An 18,570-nucleotide genomic window follows, 5' to 3' on the forward strand; every position below is an offset into this window, starting at 1 on the left:
CTACAACTCGACCTCGCCCGTTTTGCCCGCACCCGTGCCGTCGGGTGCGGGCAGCGCATCCGGGCTGTCTTTGGGCCGGTTTTCGGGCGAGGGTTCGACCAGATCCTGAAAGCGGCGGCTGACCACGGGCGGCGGCGGGGCACCGGCCTTGCGGCGGATCAGGATATCGCCGTTTTCCAGCCGCTCGGGCGCCTGATAATGGCGGATATCATCCATCAGATTGCCCAGATCCTTCAGCACGGGGAAAGACTCCTCGATCCGCAGGCCGAGTTCGCGGGTGATGCTGTTCATATGCGGCTCGACATCGCTGAACAGATCGCGCAGCAGGCTTTGCGCGCCGCGTTCGAGCAGCGAACCCGGATCGTCATCGGGTGCGTCACCCGGCATGGTCTCGTCAACGCCCTGATCGGCGGCGGGGGGCTGGTAATCATCCTGCGCCAGCACCGGGACGGCCAGAAGGGGCAGGGCGCAGATCAGGGCGGTGGCTGTCTTTTTCATCCGGAACTCTCTTGCGGTGCAATCTGCGGTTTCCCGACACCGGGGCGGTGGCGGGACAGGCCAGCCTCAGGCCATTTGCGGCCTGCGGCGCATGGCGCGGAACTGGTCCAGTGCATCGTTCAGGGCGCGGGTGCGGGCCTCGGCCAGACGGATCGCCTCGGGCGGCAGGCCACGGGCGATGGCGCGGTCGGGATGCGATTCGCGGATCAGGTCGCGCCAGCGCTTGCGCGCCTCGGGCAGGGGGGTGTCGACGCTGACGCCCAGCACGTCGCAGGGCAGGCATTTGCGTTTCGGGTCGTGGCGCATCCGTGCGGCCATGACCTGTGCGGGGCTGACGCCCAGAATGCGCGCGACCTCGTCGATAAAGATGATTTCGGCCTCGTGCAGGTCGCCATCGGCCAGGGCGATGATGAACAGCCCCTCGATCAGGTCCAGCAGGGCGGGATCGCCCGGCGGGAACATGCGGGCGACGCGCTGCGCCCACAGCTCGAACCCCGCGACATCCTGACGGGCAAGGTCAAAGACGCGGGCGGCGTTCTTTTCCTCGGACCGGGGAATGACGAAGACGCGGCGAAAGGCCGAGACCTCGGAACGGACGACCTGACCGTCGGCCTTGGCCAGTTTCGCGCCAAGCGCGATCACGGCGATGGTAAAGGCCACGGATTTTTCCGGCGGCGTCGCCGCCGGGCAGGCACCGACCAGCACCGCCAGACGATCGGCGATTCGGCGCCAGAAGCTGCGGGGCTTTGGCAGTTCGGGGGTGTCGGCAAAGGTCGCGCGGTCATCCATGCCCGCAAGGTTACGCGCTTTCCCGGCGCGGTGCTAGGCCAGCAGAAAGCCCCGGAGGATCAAAAGCTGGCCAGCCCAATATAGCGGCCACAGGGACATCGACAGGATGTGCCGGACCTGCGGCGTGGTTGCGCGGAAAAGTCGCAGCGCCAGCAGCAGGTCGGACAGGGTGAACATCAGCGCGCCGATCCGGACCAGCCGGTAGCCCGGCCCCAGCATCATCGCAAAGGCCAGCATCAGGGAAATGATCGCGCTGTAGCCGATGACCGGCAGGGCCAGCGCGCCGCAATGGCGCCAGAGCCAGACCCGGCCCGAGGCGAACAGCACCAGCCCCGCCCCCAGTGCCAGCGCAGGCGGCGGCTCGTCGCCGATCAGGGGCCGGAAGGCGGCCAGATAGGCCCAGATGCCCCACCGCGAAGCCGCCATGCCGCCCAGAAAGGCGCGCTGCGACGGGCGCGACAGCAGCAGATCGCCAAGCGCGTCCAGGGCCAGCCCGGCGATGACCGGCGCAGGCGCCCCCGCGACCACCCCGGCCAGCGCCAGCGCCCTGGTCGCCCCGGTCTTGATCAGGGATTTCAGGGCCGAAGGCGGCGCCTCGGTCAGGCACGCCCCGAAGATCAGGGCCAGCGCTGCGCCGATGGCGACCAGCGCGGTCATGCCTGAAGGTCGAGGCCCATCAGCACAAGTTCGTGCCATTCACCGAATTTGCGGCCCGCCGCCGGATCCGGCCCCAGTCGGCATAGCCCAGCCTTTCGTGAAACCGCAGCGATTCCACGTTCGACCCGGTGATGCCGCCGATCATCAGCCGTGCGCCGCGCGCCCTTGCGTGATCTTCGATCGCGTGCATCAGGGCGCGGCCCAGCCCCTTGCCGCGCGCGCCGGGGACAAGGTGGATCGTGTGTTCCATCGAATGGGCATAGCCGCCGCCCGCGCGGAATTGCGCATAGCTGGCAAAGCCCAGAACCTGCCCGTCTTCTTCGGCAACCAGCACGGCATGGCCCTGTTTCTGGCGTTCGGCGACATAATCGCGGACCTCCTGTTCGGATCTTTCGCCGGGCCAGAATGAAATCGCGGTGTCGCGCAGGATCGGGTTCCAGATCGCGGCAATGGTGGGGATATCGTCGGGGGTGGCGTCGCGGATCATGGCAGGGTGGGTCATGGCGGGATGGGGCCTTTCGGGGTCAGGATGCGGGCGCGGATGGCAACGGGCCCCTCGCGCAGGGTGACGCGCGGAACATCGACCGGCAGATCGGGCGGGGGTGCAGGATGGCTCAGTTCCGGCGCGGTCAGGCGCAGCCCGTGATCGGGCGGGTGGTCATGCGTTCCGGTCCGGGGGTGGCGGCCGCCGGCATCGGGCGGGATGCCCAGATGCGCCCCGACCCATGCCGCACCTTCATCAAGGTTCCGGCAGGCGACGGCCAGATGGTCCGGAACGGGCGTGTCAGCCATGCGCCCCCTTGGCCAGACTTGCGACGAAATCCAGCACCTCGGCGACGGGGCGCCCTTCGCCGATCTGCCTGACGATGGCGGAACCGACGACGCAGCCATCGGCGACGCCGGCGATGTCGCGCGCTGCCTCGGGCGTGGAAATGCCGAAACCCACGACGACCGGCAGTCCGGCGGCGGCGCGGATCCGGGCGACCTCGGGGGCGACGCTGGCGGCATCGGCGGCGGCGCTGCCGGTGATGCCGGTGACGCTGACGTAATAGACAAAGCCGCTGGTGTTTTGCAGGACGGCGGGCAGGCGGCGTTCGTCCGTGGTGGGGGTCGCCAGCCGGATGAAGTTCAGCCCGGCGTCACGCGCGGGAATGCACAATTCGCTGTCTTCTTCGGGGGGCAGGTCGACGACGATCAGCCCGTCGACGCCCGCCTGAACCGCTTCGGTCAGGAAACGCGCGACGCCGCCCGCGCGGGCATAGATCGGGTTGTAATAGCCCATCAGCACGATCGGGGTGGTGTCGTCACCTGCGCGGAATTCGCGGACCATGCGCAGGGTTTCGGTGACGCTGCCGCCCGCTTCCAGCGCGCGCTGGCCTGCGGCCTGAATGGTCGGGCCATCGGCCATCGGATCGGTGAAGGGCATGCCCAGTTCGATGATGTCGACTCCCGCGCCGGGCAGGCCCCGCATGATCTGCAAGGCGCTGTCGAAATCGGGATCTGACGCCATCATATAGGTGACAAAGGCCTTGCCGCCGCTTGCCCCAAGGCGCTGAAAGGTGTCGTCGATCCGTGTCATGCCAGTCCCCAGTTTATCATGATCGGGATATCCCCCGCTCGCGCGCCCGTCAGGGCCTGTCCGGGTTTGCACGGGCCGCGCGGGAAAATCAATCCCGACCGGCGTGGGAAGGCCCGTGACCCTGCCGTTCCGGCCCCGCCACCATCCAATGCGTGCTGCAAAACGGTCGCGGACCATGCCATAGCCATCCGACCAGAAGGTCGGGCCGAAATCCAGCATCACCGCGCCGCCTTCGGCCAGCGCATCGAAAATCCGCCGCGCCTCGTCGATGCTGGCGGCGGTGTGGCTGATCGCAAAGCCCGCCTGCGGATCGCCCGTCATGCCGGGCGGGAAATCCCCCGCAAAGATCACCCGGCCGCCCGTATTCAGCGAGGCGTGCATGACCAGCCCCGAGGCGCGCATCTGGTCCGTCGCATCGGGCGCCTGCGCCCAGTCCATGATCTGCAGATCCCCGCCAAAGATCTGCCGGTAGCGCGTCATCGCCTGACGGCAGTTGCCCTGAAAGTGGATATAGGGGTCGTAGGACGTGGCTGTGCCTTGGTTTGTGGGCGCTGTCCGGGCATCTTTGCCCAGGCCCGGTTGCGGCTCAATACTGGACTTGCGCGCGCGTGCCGCCTAGATAGCGCCCAACAGCATCAGAAGGGATGAAACATGGGCTTTCGCATGGGGATCGTCGGTCTGCCGAATGTCGGCAAATCGACCCTGTTCAACGCGCTGACGAAAACCGCCGCCGCGCAGGCCGCGAATTTCCCGTTCTGCACGATCGAGCCCAATGTCGGCGAGGTCGCGGTCCCCGATCCGCGTCTGGAAAAGCTGGCCGCGATTGCCGGGTCGAAACAGATCATCCCGACGCGCATCACCTTTGTCGATATCGCGGGGCTGGTCGAAGGCGCCAGCAAGGGCGAGGGGCTGGGCAACCAGTTCCTGGCCAATATCCGCGAGGTCGACGCCATCGCCCATGTCCTGCGCTGTTTCGAGGATGGCGACATCACCCATGTCGAGGGCCGCATCGACCCGGTGGCCGACGCCGAAACCATCGAAACAGAGCTGATGATCGCCGATCTGGAATCGATCGAGCGGCGTTTGCAGAACATCGCCCGCAAGATCAAGGGCGGCGACAAGGATGCGGTCGCGCAGGAAAAGCTGCTGAAACAGGCGCAGGCGGCGCTGTCGGACGGCCGCCCCGCCCGCACCGTCACGGTTGCCGATGACGACCGCCGGGCACGGGACATGCTGCAACTCCTGACCGCCAAGCCCGTGCTGTTCGTCTGCAATGTCGAGGAAGACAAGGCCGCGACCGGCAACAGCCAGTCCGACCGCGTCGCCGAAATGGCCGCGAAACAGGGCGCGGGCTGCGTCGTGATCTCTGCCCGGATCGAGGAGGAGATCAGCCAGCTGTCCCCCGACGAGGCGCAGATGTTCCTCGAGGAGCTGGGCCTGCACGAGGCGGGTCTGGACCGGCTGATCCGCGCAGGCTACGACCTGCTGGGCCTGCAGACCTATTTCACCATCGGCCCCAAGGAAGCCCGCGCCTGGACGATCCTGAAAGGCACGTTGGCCCCGCAGGCGGCGGGCGTGATCCACGGCGATTTCGAACGTGGCTTTATCCGCGCCGAAACCGTCGGCTATGACGACTATATCGCCGGAAACGGCGAAGCCGGTGCCCGCGAGGCCGGCAAGTTCCGCGTCGAGGGCAAATCCTACGAGGTGCAGGACGGCGACGTGCTGCATTTCCTGTTCAACGCGTAATCGCCAGACAATCTGATCGCCAGACAGGCTGCATGAAAAGGGGCCCATCCGGGCGCTTTGTCGTTTCAGCGCAGGATCTTGCGCTTGGTTTCCGGCGCCCAGAGGATCGACAGCACCATCCCCAACAGCGGGAAGGCCGCCATGATCAGCATGGTTGCCGAAGCGCCCATCCTTTCCAGCGCAAAGGGTAGCAGATAGACCGCAGATGCCGCCGAAATCCGCGAAAACGCCGCCGAAAAGCCGACGCCGGTCGAACGCAGCCGGGTGTCGAAAATCTCGGCCGGATAGACATACTGGATGTTGTTGGCCGCAGGCGCCACGAACATGTAGATCGCGAACAGCGCGACGATCAGCCACAGCGGCGGGCTTTGCAGTGCCCCGATGGCCAGCAGCGCCACGAACATCACCGCAAAGGTCCAGATGACAAAGGACCGGCGGCTCAGCCAATACAGCAGGAACAGGCCAAAGATCGCGCCCGCGATCTGCAACCCGTTCAGCCAGATGTTGACCGTGGTTTCGTCCTGCATGCCAAGCGCGTCAAAGACCGGGATGATAAAGGTGAAGATCGCAAAGAACGGCCCGACCTGACAGAACCAGAACAGGCCGGAATACAGGTGCTGGCGCTTGTTCGGCCCGACCAGCAGCTCGCGCGGGCTGGGGTGGGTGGTTTCCGGCTCGACCTCGGGGATGGCATATTCGGGGCCGAAATGGCGGTCGATGACCCGGCGCGCATCGGCGCTGCGGCCGCGGGCATTCAGCCACATCGGCGTTTCGGGCAGGCCCATGCGCAGGACAAAGGTGATCAGTGCGGGAATCGCGCTGGTCGCCAGCAGAAACCGCCAGTCGCCGCCGTCATACAGCGTGCCGACGATAAAGGCGACGGTAAAGCCGACCTGCCAGCCGACCGAGAAACTGCCCAGCAGGACCCCGCGCCCCTTGCGCCGCGAGAATTCGGCCAGAACCGAGGTGCCGACCGCATATTCGACCCCGATGGCCAGCCCCAGGGCCAGCCTCAGCACGACCAGTTGCCAGACCTCCTGCACAAAAAATTGCAGCAGGGACAGGACGAAAAAGGAAATCAGGTTCCATGAAAATACCGGGCGCCGACCGTAGCGGTCGGCCAGATTGCCAAAGATCAGCCCGCCGATAAAGACACCGATCAGCGCGCTGGCCGCGATCAGCCCCTGGCTCAGCGCCGACAGCGCCATTTCCGATTTGGCCAGCGCCAGCGCCGGGCCGACGATGCCCAGCACATAGCCGTCCAGAATGGCGCCGCCCAGAACCGCGGCGGCGGCCAGAATATGGATGGGCTTCAATGGCGCATCGTCAAGCGGGATGCCGCCCGGATGCGCGGATGGGGTGGTCACGTTCATTTCTCCTCCAGAAATATCCACGCCTGAAATGGGGCGAAGACCTTGCGGACATCGCACTGCGGCGTGACGCGAAACCGGACCTGGGAAATGCCGGGGGCCGGCCTTGGCCATTGCGTAACGGAATGCGCCGCGCCGCGCACGGAGTGCCGCCTGCAGGGCTGCGACAGTCGCGGCGCAGGAATGCGACGGGGCCGGGGCGCGCTCTGGACGGGGTCGACCGGGCCACGCGCCGCAGACCATCCGCCGAGGGCGCGGGATGGTTGCCGTCAGGCCGGGGCGTGGATCTGCTGCCGTTCGGATTCCGGCAAGGACAGGCGTTTGCCGGTGTTGGTGTCGAACAGATGCAGGGCGCCGGGACGGATGGCCAGATGCATCTGATCCGAAATCGCGATATCGGGCGACAGGGACAGGGTCAGCGGCTGGCCTTCGACATGGCCGTGGACAAGGCGCTGCGCCCCCAGTTCCTCGATGAAATCAAGGCGGAAGGGCAGGCCCTGGGTGGCGATGGACAGATCTTCGGCCCGGATCCCAAGCGAGACGGGCCCCTGCGCCGCCGTCGCGATCCGCGCAATTTCGACCGTGCCAAGCCGCAGGGTGCCGCCGGCGATCTCGGCGTCCAGCAGGTTCATCGCGGGCGCGCCGATGAAGCTGGCGACAAAGGTCGAGGCGGGGCGGTGATAGATGTCCAGCGGCGCGCCGATCTGTTCGATGCGGCCACCGTTCAGCACCACCAGCCGGTCGGCCAGCGTCATCGCCTCCAGCTGGTCATGGGTGACGTAAAGCGAGGTCGTGCCAAGCCGCTTCTGCAACCGCCGGATTTCGCCCCGCATCGACACGCGCAGCTTGGCGTCAAGGTTCGACAGCGGTTCGTCGAACAGGAATGCGGCGGGCTGGCGCACCACGGCGCGGCCCATGGCGACGCGCTGGCGCTGGCCACCCGACAGGGCGCGGGGCTTGCGGTCCAGATAGGGGCGCAGTTCCAGCATCCGCGCCGCCTCGGCCACGCGGGCCTCGATTTCGGCGGCCGGGGTTTTGCGGTTCTTCAGCCCATAGGCCATGTTTTCGCGCACGGTCATATGCGGGTAAAGCGCATAGTTCTGAAACACCATGGCAATGTCGCGGTCGGCGGGATCGACGCGGTTCACCAGCCGGTCGCCGATATGGATCTCGCCGCCGGTGATGTCCTCCAGCCCCGCGACCATGCGCAAGAGCGTCGATTTCCCGCAGCCCGACGGGCCGACCAGAACGATGAATTCGCCGTCCCGGATCGACAGGTTGATATCCGCGACCGAAGGGCCGGAGGCGCCGGGATAGGTTTTTGACAGGTTGGTGATCTGGATCGAGGCCATCACTTGTCGCTTTCGGTCAGGCCCTTGATGAACCAGCGCTGGAACACGACGACCACCAGAACCGGGGGCGCCAGTGCCAGAACGGCAAGGGCGAATGCTTCGTTGTAATCGGGGATCTGGCTGCCGACCCAGACCTGCAGGATCTGCTTGATGCCGCGCATCAGGGTAAAGAACCGCTCATCCGTGGTCATCAGCATCGGCCACAGATATTGATTCCAGCCATAGACGAACATGATGATGAAGATCGCGGCCATCATGGTTTTCGACAGCGGAATCAGCACGTCGATCAGGAATTTGAACGGTCCCGCCCCGTCGATGCGCGCGGCTTCAAGCAGTTCGTCCGGGACGGATTTGAAGAACTGCCGGAAATAGAACGTCCCCGTGGCAGAGGCCAGCAGGGGCACGATCAGCCCGGTATAGCTGTTCAAAAGCCCCAGTTCCGACATCACCTGATAGGACGGCATGATGCGCACCTCCAGCGGCAGCAGCAGCGTCGTGAAGATGATCCAGAACATCACCGTGGCAAGGCGAAAGCGGAAATAGACCAGCGCATAGGCGGCCAGCATCGACAGGACGATCTTGCCCACCGCAAAGCCCACGCCTAGGATCAGCGAATTGATCATCATCCGCGTGCCGGTGACCTGACCCGTGAAACCGCCCTGCCGGGTCAGCACGGCCGCATAGGTTTCCGCCCCATGCCCCGCGGGTGTCAGAAACAGCCCGTTCGAATGGATATCCACCGCCGTATGGGTCGAGGTCATGATCGCGACCAGCACCGGCAGCACCATGAACAGCGTGGCAAGGATCAGGACCGCATGGTCAATCAAGTTGGTTCGGTTCATCGCATCACCCGTAATGCACGCGCCGTTCCAGCCAGCGGAACTGCACCAGAGTCAGGATCAGCACGACGACCATCAGGATCACCGATTGCGCCGCCGATCCGCCGATGTCATTGCCGCGAAACCCGTCGCTATAGACCTTGTAGACCAGCGTGATCGGGTTGTTGGCGGGCTTGTCCTTGACCATCACGTCGATCACCGCAAACGTGTCGAACAGCGCATAGGTGATGTTGATGATCAGCAGGAAAAACGCGGTCGGCGCCAGCAGCAGCAGGATCGCGGTGCGAAAGCGCGTCAGCCCGTTGCGGCAGTCGATCAGCGCGGCTTCGCGGACGCTGGCGGGGATCCCCTGCAGGCCGGACAGGAAAAAGATGAAATTATACGGCACCTGTTTCCAGACAGAGACCAGAACCAGCGCGAAAGCCGTATCCCAATAGTCGATGCCGACCTGCATGTTCCAGCCGAACCAGCCCGCCAGTGTGACGAATGGCCCGATATGCTGGTCGAACAGCATCATCCCCATCAGCCCGGCAACGGGCGGCGCAATCGCATAGACCGAAATCAGCGCCGTGCGATAGGTCGCGCGGCCCCGGATGATCTTGTCCGCCTTGACCGCGAACAACAGCCCCAGCCCAAGCGAAAAGACGGTGACCAGCAGCGTGAAAAGCGCCGTGAACCCCGCGATCTTGCGATATTCGCCGGACCCAAGCGCCGCGCCGTAATTTTCCAGCCCGACAAAGGTCGCGCCAAAGCCGAACGGGTCCTCAAGGTAAAAGGACGATGAAATCGCCTGCGCCGAAGGCCAGTAGAAAAAGACGAAAATCACCGCAAGCTGCGGCATCAGGAACAGCCAGGGCAGCAGCGGCTGGTCGAATTGCACGCGCTTGGCGGGCAGGGCGGGTCTGCCCCGATACCAGCGGCGCAGACCTGTGCGGGGCGTTGCGGGAAGATGGGAAAGTTCGGTCATCGGGCCTGCTTGCGGGGGCGGAAATGGCAGCGCCGGGCCCTTGCGCGGGCCCGGCACCGTTCAGGTCGTGCGTTCAGCCCGAGGTGCGGGCGAAACGCGACAGCAGTTCGTTGCCCTCGGTCTCGATCGCCTTGAAGGCATCCTCGACCGTGGTCTGGCCCGAAAACAGCTTGTTGAACTCGCGTTCCTCGATCACGCGGATCTGCGGGTAAAAGCCAAGCCGGTAACCGCGCGACCATTCGCCCTGCGGCAGCATCAGCTGCTGGATGCCGACCTCGGCCTGCGGATGCTGTTCATACCAGCCATCGGCCTTGGATTTTTCATAGGCCGCCGTGGTGATCGGCACATAGCCGGTCGCCTGATGGTAAAAGGCCTGAACCTCGGTCGTGGTCAGGTAGTTGAAGAAATCTGCCGTGCAGGCGTTCTGATCATCGGGCTTGCCGGAAAAGGCAAACAGCGCCGCACCACCGATAAAGGTCGATTTGTCGCCATCGGGCGCGGTTTCGTCATAGGGCATGAAAGTGGCCGAAAACGGCATGCTCGCGGTCTGCGACAGCCCGCCGAACGACCCCGAGGACCCGATCCACAGCGCGACCTTGCCCTCCTCGAAAGGTTTCTGGTTGTCGGCCCAACCGGCACCGTAAAACCCGAACAGCCCGTTGTCGTGCCATTCCTTCAGCCGCGTCCAGAAGGCGATCATCTGGGGTTGCGTCGCCAGCAGCCGCGTCCCGTCGAAACTGTCGTAACCGTTGGTATTGCTGGCCATTTCGACATTGTTGCGCGAGAAGTAATTCTCAAAGAACATCCAGGTCAACTGGCTGGCGGTCATCGGGATATAGCCCGCCTCTTTCAGCTTGGGGGCGATTTCCGCGAATTCGGCCCAGGTCTTGGGCGCGCTGACGCCCGCCTTGGCCAGCGCCTCGTCATTGACATACATGATCGGGGCGGACGAATTGAACGGCATCCCCACGAACTTGCCCTCTGCATCGGCATAAAACCAGCGCACGCCCGGAATAAAGGCTTCGCGGTCAAAGGCATGGCCGTTCTGGGCCAGCAGATCCTCGGCCGGGATGGTGGCACCCGGCGCATTCATGATCGTCGCGGCACCCGCGTCGAAGATCTGGATAACATTGGGCTGTTCGCCCGACCGGAACGCCGCAATCCCCGAGGCCAGCGCCTCCTCATAGGTGCCTTTGGACACGGGCGTGATGGCACAGGCCTGCTGGGCCGCGTTGAATTTCTCGGCGATCTGGTTGATCACCTGCTCATTCGCGCCACCCATCCCGTGCCACCAGGTGATGGCGGTGGTTTCGGCATGGGCCGCCTGCGCGGCGATGGCGGCAATCGCGGCCATGGCAAAGGTGCGTTTCATCTTCTGTCCCCTTGTGTCGAGCTTTCGCAGCGCAGTAGGGAACCGCCGTGACACCCGCTTGACGCGGGCATAAAACTTTCATGACATGCGCGGATTTCGCCTCTGTCGGCACGATCCGTGCCGCCATTTGTCCAGACAAATCGCGGCAATCAGCGCGGCTCGACCCCGACCAGCGCGCGCGCGAAATCGCCCGCGTCAAAGGCATCCAGATCGTCGATCTGCTCACCCACGCCAATCGCATGGATCGGCAGGCCAAAGCGGTCGGCCAGCGCGACCAGCACCCCGCCGCGCGCCGTGCCATCCAGCTTGGTCATCACCAGACCCGACACATCGGCCAACTTGCGAAAGGTCTCAACCTGGCTCAGCGCGTTCTGGCCGGTGGTCGCATCCAGCACCAGCAAGGTGTTATGCGGCGCCGATGGGTCTTTCTTGCGGATCACCCGGACGATCTTGGCCAGTTCCTCCATCAGGTCCTGACGGTTCTGCAAACGCCCGGCGGTGTCGATCATCAGCAGATCGGCGCCGTCGCGTTCCGCCTGAACCATCGCGTCAAAGGCCAGGCTGGCCGGGTCGGATCCTTCGGGCGCGGTCAGCACCGGCACACCGGCGCGCCTGCCCCAGACCTGCAACTGCTCGACCGCCGCCGCGCGAAAGGTATCGCCCGCCGCGATCACGACATTCTTGCCCGCCGCCCGGAACTGGCTGGCCAGCTTGCCGATGGTCGTGGTCTTGCCCGAACCGTTGACGCCCACCACCAGCACGACCTGTGGCTTCTTCGGATAGATCGGCAAGGGCCGCGCCACCGGGGTCATGATCCGCGTGATCTCATCGGCCAGCAAACCCTTCAACTCGCGCGACGACATCATCCGCCCCAAACGCCCCTCGGCGATATTGGCGGTGACGCGCAGGGCCGTTTCGACACCCATATCGGCCTGAACCAGCATGTCCTCCAGCTCTTCCAGCATCCCGTCGTCCAGCTCGCGCCGCGGCTCTGCTGCATCGCCACGCCCGAACAACCGCCCCAGCATCCCCGGCCGCGCCTCTTCGGCCGGACGCTCGACCGGCGCGGGCATGGGCGGCAAACCGGGCGCGGGGGCAGGGGCCAGACCGGTTTCCTCTGGCGCCTCGCTCCGCGTGGCCTGCGGCGCCTCGCCCACGATATCGTCGATCCCCTCGCCGATCCTCGACGAGGATCGCGTCAACCGATCGCGCAGCTTGGAAAAAAACGACATGAGTCCACCCTTTTGCCTTCGCCGTAGAAACTAGGGCTTTCGCGGCAAAAGGAAAAGGGCGCCCGCAGCGCCCCTCATTCTTCATCACGAAAATACCCCACGGGGGTGTGGGGGTGTGAAACCCCCACCGCATCCGGCGAAATCAGGCCTTGCCCAGATAGATGTCGACCAGCTTGCCCAGCATCTCCAGCGCGTCGGCGCGCGAACGCTGGAAGCTGTTGCGCCCGATGATCGAACCGTTGCCGCCGCCGTCGCGGATTGCGCGGGCATCGTCGTAAACCGCATCGGCCCCTTTCGCGGCCCCGCCCGAGAACACGACGATGCGGCGCCCGTTGAAGGCCGCCTGCATGCAATGTTCGACGCGCTTGGCCTGGGTCGCGATGTCGATCTTCTTGTCCTCATAGACCTTTTTGGCCTCGGGCAGCATCAGATGGTCGGTCGACAGCTTGATCTTGATGACATGGGCGCCGATCAGGGCCGCGATCTGGGCGGCATAGGCGGCGATGTCGATGGCGGTTTCGCCGTCCTTGGTGATCGCCTCGCCGCGCGGATAGGACCAGACGACGCTGGCGACGCCCTTGGCGGCGGCTTCCTTGCGCATCTCGACGATCTCCTCGATCATGTCCAGCGCCATGTCCGAACCCGGATAGATGGTGAAACCGATGGCCGCGCAGCCAAGGCGCAGCGCATCGTCGACGGATGCCGTGATCGCCTGGTTCTTGCCTGCGGTTTCCGACATCAGGCTGTTGGCGCTGTTGACTTTCAGGATGGTCGGGATCTGGCCGGCGAAGGTATCGGCGCCGGCCTCGATCATGCCAAGCGGCGCGGCATAGGCGTTCAGCCCCGCGTCGATCGCCAGTTGGTAGTGGTAATGGGGATCATAGCCGCCGGGGTTGGGCGCAAAGCTGCGCGCCGGGCCATGTTCGAAACCCTGATCCACGGGCAGGATGATCATCTTGCCGGTGCCTGCCAGTTTCCCGGTCATCAGCATCCGGGCAAGCTGCGCCTTCACGCCCGGCGTCTCGCCTTCATAATTGGCCAGGATCTTGCGAACGGTATCGGTCATTTGCATCGTCAACTCCAGATTCGGGATTGTCCGCTGCTTACCAGACCTTGACAGGGGCGCAACGCAGATTGCGCTAACGGGAACCTGCGGGGGGCCATCGCGGTTAACCCTGTGTCATTGTCAGGAGAAACCATCATGGCAAATGAAGATCCGGCAGGCATTCCCGAACAGATCCGTCAGAACCGGCCGTTTTTCGCGGTGCTGATCCTGGCGCTTGTGATCGCCATCGGCACATTCCTGTTCGTGCTTTCGCGCGACACGGAATCGACCGATATCGAACGCAACGTGATCCACGACCCGAACGCGTCAGCCCCGGCCCCCGCCACCACCCCGGCGGAGGAACCGGCGCCCGCGACGGGTGGCACACCCGCCACCCAATAGACTGGCAAAGGAGGTTTCATGAGCCACAACACCGATCCCGAACGCGCTGCGCGCCGCCATCCTGCGGCCCTGATCGCCATTCTTGCCGCCGTGGTCGTCGCGGCGCTGGCGGCATTCTGGTTCCTTGGCTCTGATCCGGTCGAGGAAGGGCCGGTCGAGGAAGGGGACGTGTCGCGCAATCCGGAAATCCAGCAAGAGATGCCGGCGCCCGATCCGTCCGCACCGGCACCCGATCCGGCCAGCCCCGCGCAATAGCGGCCCGGATATAAAGTCAAGGGGCCGCGCAGGCCCCTTGATCCGATCCACCAGATAGGTCGCGGTCAGCCTTTCGTCAGCGCGACGACGCCGGGCAGTTCCTTGCCCTCCATCCATTCCAGAAAAGCGCCGCCCGCGGTCGAGATATAGGTGAAATCATCGGCCACGCCCGCCTTGTTCAGCGCGGCCACGGTATCGCCGCCGCCAGCGACCGACACCAGCTTGCCGTCGCGCGTCAGTGCCGCCGCAGCCTGTGCCGCCGCATTGGTTGCCGCGTCGAAAGGCGGGATTTCAAAGGCGCCAAGCGGGCCGTTCCAGATCAGCGTGCGCGACGCGGCAAAGACCTCGGAAATCGCGGCGACGGTTGCCGGGCCTGCATCCAGAATCATCGCATCCGCCGGGCATTGATCGGCGGGCAGGACCTCTGACGGGGCATTCGCCGCGAATTCGCGCGCCACGACGATATCGACCGGCAGGTGGATCGTGCAGCCCGCGCCGGCGGATTTTTCCAGAATCTCGCGCGCCGTATCCGCCATGTCGCGTTCGGCCAGCGATGTGCCGACCTCGATCCCCTGGGCGACCAGAAAGGTATTGGCCATGCCGCCGCCGATCACGAGATGTTCAACCTTCTCGATCAGATTGGTCAGCAGCTCCAGTTTCGTGGACACCTTGGCGCCGCCGACGATGGCGGTGACCGGGCGGTCGGGGTTGCCAAGCGCCGCGTCCAGCGCCCTGAGTTCGGCCTCCATCAACCGCCCTGCGGCCGAAGGCAGCAGCCGCGCGATGCCTTCGGTCGAGGTATGGGCGCGATGCGCCGCCGAAAAGGCGTCGTTGACGTAGATCTGGCCCAAAGCGGCGACCGATGCCGCAAATGTCGGATCATTGGCTTCCTCGCCCGGATAAAAGCGGGTGTTTTCCAACAGCAGCACATCGCCCTTGACCAGATCGGCCACGGCGCGTTTCGCCGGGCCGCCGATGGCCTCGTCCGAGAATTTCACGGGCTGGCCAAGCGCCGATTCCAGCGCGGGGACCAGTTGCTTCAGGCTCATCGCGTCGACGCGCTGGCCCTTGGGGCGGTCGAAATGTGCCAGCAGAACCGGAATGCCGCCCCTGGCCTGAATATCCTTGACCGTGGGCACGATCTTTTCGATCCGGGTGGCATCGGTGACGCGGCCGTTTTCGACCGGCACGTTGATATCGACGCGGGTCAGGACGATCTTGCCGTCCAGATCAAGGTCGTCGATCGTGTTGAAATCTGCCATTCCTGCGTCCTTTCACGGTGCATCGCTGTCGTCGCGGGTTTTCCGACATGTTGACATTTTCGTCAACCGACCCCTGCCGCAGGGACCCGATATGGTCGCAGCGCCGTTGTCCAATGCGCATGAAAGCCTTAACGCTTGTCGCGTCAGACGAAAGGAATCGCCCATGGCCGAGATCAAGGATCCCGAAAACACCATCATCATCACGCTCAGGGACGGGCCGGTGGTGATCGAGCTGCTGCCCGATGTCGCCCCCAAACATGCCGAGCGGATGAAGGAACTTGCCCGTGCGGGCGCCTATGACAACGTGGCCTTCCATCGCGTGATCGACGGTTTCATGGCGCAGACCGGCGACGTGAAACATGCGAACATGGAAAAGGACTACAACCCCGGCCGCGCCGGGACCGGTGGTTCGGACCTGCCCGATCTGCCCGCCGAATTTTCCAAACTGCCGCATGACCGTGGCACGCTTGGCGCGGCGCGGTCGCAGAACCCGAATTCCGCCAACAGCCAGTTCTTCATCAACTTCAACGACAACCATTTCCTGAACGGCCAGTATACCGTCTATGGCCGGGTCGTTTCGGGGATGGAACATGTCGACAAGATCGTGCGCGGCGAACCGCCCGCGAATCCCGACCGCATGATTTCCGTTCGCGTGGCCAAGGATGTGGACGAAAATGCTTAAGTATTTTCTGACCTCTGCCGCGCTGACCGCCGCCGCCACCACGGCCATGGCCGAGGGCCTGCCCGGCGTCACCGACGGCCCCGGCCCGAACCTCGTGATCGAGGTGGCGGATACCGCGGGCACGTCCAAGGGCACGATCGTTCTGGACCTGTATGCCGACAAGGCCCCGGCCCATGTCGACCGCCTCATCACGCTGGCCCGCCGCGGCGATTACGACGGTGTCGTCTTTCATCGCGTGATCGAGGGCTTCATGGCCCAGACCGGCGATGTCCAGCACGGCAAGCAGTCCGGCGACACCAGCCGGGCGGGCATGGGCGGATCGGAACTGCCCGACCTCAAGGCCGAATTCAACGATGTCTCGTTTCAGGCGGGCACCGTCGGCATGGCGCGGTCCCAGGACCCGAATTCCGCGAACAGCCAATTCTTTATCGACCTGGCCCCGGCGACCTTCCTTGACGGCCAGTATACGGTCGTCGGGCAGCTGGTCGATGGCTGGGACGTGCTGAATGCGATCAAAAAGGGCGATGCCGCCGCCAATGGCGCCGTGGACAAGCCCGATTACATGCTGAAGGTCACCGTTCAGGACTGATCCCGACGGGCCGTCACATGAATGACTGAACAAGGCCCCGCCATCGTTGCGGGGCCTTGTCTGTTTCTGCGCGGCGCGGCAAAGCTGGCGGGGATGATTGTCACATTCGCCGGGCAGGACATGTTCACGCGCAAAACCTTGCCCCTTTGGGTCACTTTTTTCATCATCCTTGCCGCCGCCGCGCTGCTGCTGATCATGGGTCGCGAACCGATCTGCACCTGCGGCCATGTCAAGCTGTGGCACGGCGAGACCTATAGTTCCGAAAGCTCGCAGCATCTGGCGGATTGGTATACGCCTTCGCATCTGATCCACGGGCTGCTGTTTTATGCGGCGCTGTGGCTGGTCGCGCGGCGGGTGCCGATGGGCTGGCGGCTGGTCATCGCGACCCTGATCGAAGCGATCTGGGAAATCGTCGAAAACTCGGACGCGATCATCGAACGCTACCGCGCCGTGACCATCTCGCTGGATTATTACGGTGACAGCGTCGTCAATTCGGTGTCGGACATGCTGGCGATGGTGCTGGGCTTTTTCCTGGCCGCGCGGCTGCCGGTCCGGGTCTCGGTGCTGATCGTTCTGGGGTTCGAGGTGCTGACGATCTGGCTGATCCGCGACGGGCTGGCGCTGAACGTGCTGATGCTGCTGTGGCCGCTGGACGCGGTGCGCGACTGGCAGGCGGCGCTGTAACGGCGCGGTCCGGCGGCGAGCGGGGACAGCAGCATCAGGCCGCAGCCCGGAACGCCCCAGCCAAGAACGCAGGCGGCAAGCCGGGGGCCAAAGCGCCGGGGGCAGGGCGCGCGCGAATTCCTGCACCGCGCCCGCCGTCTTTCTGCCCTGACCGGACATCGGGTCCGGGTCTATTCCGCCACCACGCTGAAGCTGGCGACGAAACTCGCGGGGGCGAGGTATTGGTCCGCGCCGGCCTCCGAAATGTTTTCCGGGGTCGTGACGATGATCCTTGGCCCGGCATGGGGGATGTCCAGCTTGCCCTCGACCGCGCGGACGGCCTGTTCGATGGCCAGACGCCCCTGCAGCACCGGGAAATCATTCGGCGCGGCAAGGATACGGCCGCGCGAGATACCGCGAAACACGCCATGCGTCATGTAGATCGAGATGATCCCGGCCCGATGCCCGATGTCGCGGTCCCGCGTCAGCGAAACGGCGGCATCGGCCATCGGCGCATTTCCCACGAAATAGTCGATGTCGGGAAACTCCTCCAGAACCTCCTCGACCAGCAGGACCTGATGCTCGCGGCCGGTATCGCCGTATTTCGTGACCACGATTTCGGCGGAGCTGTCGCGCAGCGCCTCGCGAAAGCCCTGTTCGACGAAATGCACCCATCCCGCGCCCTTCGGGCCGGGAAACCATGCGACGCGAACGGGCGGGCTGCCCCTTGGATGGCGGCGGGCCAGAACGCGCCCCGCTTCGGCGGCCATGTCGCGCCACGACACGGCGGATTTCGCGGTGATCCCCTGCGGGTCGATGTCGTTGACGGTGGCGATCACCGGCATGGTCCGGCCGATGTCGCGGATCAGCGGCGTCAGCCCGTCATAGGATACGGTGCCGATGATCATCGCGTCGAAACCGCCCCCGGCGCAGGCGGCGACCTGTTCGGCCTGCCGTTCCAGATTGGGATAGCCGCCCGCCTCGAACAGCTCGAACCCGACGCCAAGGCGCCGCGCCTCTTGCACCATGCCGTAATTGACGCTGAGCCAATAGGCATCCTTGAGATGGGGATAGAGCACGCAAAAACGCAGCGGCCGTTCGGCGTGGTCCAGCGGCTGATAGCGGATCGCGCGGGTCGGGCTGCCCGTCTCGAAAGGGTGCAGATATGCGTTCAGCAGCCAGTCTTCGGCCCCGGCGGGCAGGGCGCAAAGGCAAAGGGCCGCCACATTCAGAAAGCCCGCCTTCAGAAAGCCCGTGACTGCATTCAT

Annotated in this window: 21 protein-coding genes and 1 pseudogene; 6 read left to right on the forward strand and 16 right to left on the reverse strand. The window is 64.8% G+C overall.

The window, feature by feature from the left end; genetic code table 11:
- The 7 genes and pseudogenes from PE067_RS00460 to PE067_RS00490 all read right to left on the reverse strand — a co-directional run.
- The gene (locus PE067_RS00460; RefSeq protein ID WP_276187326.1) at positions 1–498 is read right to left on the reverse strand and encodes a hypothetical protein; all 498 of its coding nucleotides are present in this window, start codon (positions 496–498) and stop codon (positions 1–3) included.
- 66 nt (positions 499–564) lie between these two features.
- Complete coding sequence (locus tag PE067_RS00465) at positions 565–1,287, reverse strand: molecular chaperone DjiA (RefSeq protein ID WP_276187327.1); 723 nt, start codon at positions 1,285–1,287, stop codon at positions 565–567.
- A gap of 33 nt (positions 1,288–1,320) precedes the next feature.
- Positions 1,321–1,944 (reverse strand): lysoplasmalogenase family protein, encoded by a 624-nt coding sequence (locus tag PE067_RS00470; RefSeq protein WP_276187328.1) that lies wholly within the window; start codon positions 1,942–1,944, stop codon positions 1,321–1,323.
- A gap of 19 nt (positions 1,945–1,963) precedes the next feature.
- Complete coding sequence (locus PE067_RS00475) at positions 1,964–2,446, reverse strand: GNAT family N-acetyltransferase (RefSeq protein WP_276187329.1); 483 nt, start codon at positions 2,444–2,446, stop codon at positions 1,964–1,966.
- Positions 2,443–2,736 (reverse strand): VOC family protein, encoded by a 294-nt coding sequence (locus tag PE067_RS00480; protein ID WP_276187330.1) that lies wholly within the window; start codon positions 2,734–2,736, stop codon positions 2,443–2,445. Before PE067_RS00480 ends, PE067_RS00475 begins: the two co-directional genes overlap by 4 nt.
- Entirely contained in the window at positions 2,729–3,523 is a 795-nt protein-coding gene (trpA, locus tag PE067_RS00485; protein WP_276187356.1) for a tryptophan synthase subunit alpha, read from the reverse strand. The genes PE067_RS00480 and trpA overlap by 8 nt, the downstream gene beginning before the upstream one ends.
- 171 nt (positions 3,524–3,694) lie before the next feature.
- A pseudogene (locus PE067_RS00490) lies at positions 3,695–4,114 on the reverse strand (VOC family protein); the annotation flags it as partial.
- A 60-nt stretch (positions 4,115–4,174) separates the two neighbouring features.
- Between PE067_RS00490 and ychF the strand changes: the two are divergent.
- The gene (ychF, locus tag PE067_RS00495) at positions 4,175–5,272 is read left to right on the forward strand and encodes a redox-regulated ATPase YchF (protein WP_276187331.1); all 1,098 of its coding nucleotides are present in this window, start codon (positions 4,175–4,177) and stop codon (positions 5,270–5,272) included.
- A 65-nt stretch (positions 5,273–5,337) separates the two neighbouring features.
- Here ychF and PE067_RS00500 read toward each other — a convergent pair whose 3' ends face one another.
- From PE067_RS00500 to PE067_RS00530, 7 genes are all read right to left on the reverse strand, one after another.
- On the reverse strand, positions 5,338–6,639 hold the full coding sequence (locus PE067_RS00500) for an MFS transporter (protein WP_276187332.1): 1,302 nt from the start codon (positions 6,637–6,639) through the stop codon (positions 5,338–5,340).
- Between the two features lie 272 nt (positions 6,640–6,911).
- Complete coding sequence (locus PE067_RS00505; RefSeq protein ID WP_276187333.1) at positions 6,912–7,994, reverse strand: sn-glycerol-3-phosphate import ATP-binding protein UgpC; 1,083 nt, start codon at positions 7,992–7,994, stop codon at positions 6,912–6,914.
- Positions 7,994–8,836, reverse strand: a complete 843-nt coding sequence (ugpE, locus tag PE067_RS00510; RefSeq protein ID WP_276187334.1) for a sn-glycerol-3-phosphate ABC transporter permease UgpE — start codon at positions 8,834–8,836, stop codon at positions 7,994–7,996. The genes PE067_RS00505 and ugpE overlap by 1 nt, the downstream gene beginning before the upstream one ends.
- 4 nt (positions 8,837–8,840) lie before the next feature.
- Positions 8,841–9,800: a sugar ABC transporter permease gene (locus PE067_RS00515; protein ID WP_276187335.1), complete on the reverse strand. Its 960-nt coding sequence runs from the start codon at positions 9,798–9,800 to the stop codon at positions 8,841–8,843.
- A gap of 73 nt (positions 9,801–9,873) precedes the next feature.
- Positions 9,874–11,172 (reverse strand): extracellular solute-binding protein, encoded by a 1,299-nt coding sequence (locus PE067_RS00520; RefSeq protein ID WP_276187336.1) that lies wholly within the window; start codon positions 11,170–11,172, stop codon positions 9,874–9,876.
- 149 nt (positions 11,173–11,321) lie between these two features.
- Positions 11,322–12,404: a signal recognition particle-docking protein FtsY gene (gene ftsY / locus PE067_RS00525; RefSeq protein WP_276187337.1), complete on the reverse strand. Its 1,083-nt coding sequence runs from the start codon at positions 12,402–12,404 to the stop codon at positions 11,322–11,324.
- Positions 12,405–12,546: 142 nt separating this feature from the next.
- Positions 12,547–13,476, reverse strand: a complete 930-nt coding sequence (locus tag PE067_RS00530; RefSeq protein ID WP_276187338.1) for a class I fructose-bisphosphate aldolase — start codon at positions 13,474–13,476, stop codon at positions 12,547–12,549.
- 129 nt (positions 13,477–13,605) lie between these two features.
- On the opposite strand from PE067_RS00530, the gene PE067_RS00535 reads away from it, so the two are divergent.
- Together PE067_RS00535 and PE067_RS00540 are read left to right on the forward strand one after the other, a co-directional pair.
- Entirely contained in the window at positions 13,606–13,851 is a 246-nt protein-coding gene (locus PE067_RS00535; RefSeq protein ID WP_276187339.1) for a hypothetical protein, read from the forward strand.
- 18 nt (positions 13,852–13,869) lie between these two features.
- Positions 13,870–14,106 carry a hypothetical protein gene (locus tag PE067_RS00540; protein ID WP_276187340.1) on the forward strand — a complete coding sequence of 79 codons (237 nt, stop codon included), beginning with the start codon at positions 13,870–13,872 and terminating at the stop codon, positions 14,104–14,106.
- A gap of 65 nt (positions 14,107–14,171) precedes the next feature.
- On the opposite strand, the gene PE067_RS00545 is transcribed toward PE067_RS00540, so the two are convergent.
- A complete protein-coding gene (locus PE067_RS00545) occupies positions 14,172–15,368 on the reverse strand; it encodes a phosphoglycerate kinase (RefSeq protein WP_276187341.1) in 1,197 nt (398 codons plus the stop codon).
- 163 nt (positions 15,369–15,531) lie between these two features.
- On the opposite strand from PE067_RS00545, the gene PE067_RS00550 reads away from it, so the two are divergent.
- The 3 genes from PE067_RS00550 to PE067_RS00560 all read left to right on the forward strand — a co-directional run bounded on the left by PE067_RS00550 (position 15,532) and on the right by PE067_RS00560 (position 17,323).
- Positions 15,532–16,050, forward strand: a complete 519-nt coding sequence (locus PE067_RS00550; RefSeq protein ID WP_276187342.1) for a peptidylprolyl isomerase — start codon at positions 15,532–15,534, stop codon at positions 16,048–16,050.
- A complete protein-coding gene (locus tag PE067_RS00555) occupies positions 16,043–16,639 on the forward strand; it encodes a peptidylprolyl isomerase (protein ID WP_276187343.1) in 597 nt (198 codons plus the stop codon). The genes PE067_RS00550 and PE067_RS00555 overlap by 8 nt, the downstream gene beginning before the upstream one ends.
- Positions 16,640–16,759: 120 nt before the next feature.
- Positions 16,760–17,323, forward strand: a complete 564-nt coding sequence (locus tag PE067_RS00560; RefSeq protein ID WP_276187357.1) for a DUF2585 domain-containing protein — start codon at positions 16,760–16,762, stop codon at positions 17,321–17,323.
- A gap of 170 nt (positions 17,324–17,493) precedes the next feature.
- Here PE067_RS00560 and torT read toward each other — a convergent pair whose 3' ends face one another.
- Positions 17,494–18,570, reverse strand: coding sequence for a TMAO reductase system periplasmic protein TorT (torT, locus tag PE067_RS00565; protein ID WP_276187344.1), 1,077 nt, complete (start codon positions 18,568–18,570; stop codon positions 17,494–17,496).

The sequence above is a fragment of the Paracoccus sp. DMF-8 genome, from assembly GCF_029309835.1.
GTDB lineage: Bacteria > Pseudomonadota > Alphaproteobacteria > Rhodobacterales > Rhodobacteraceae > Paracoccus.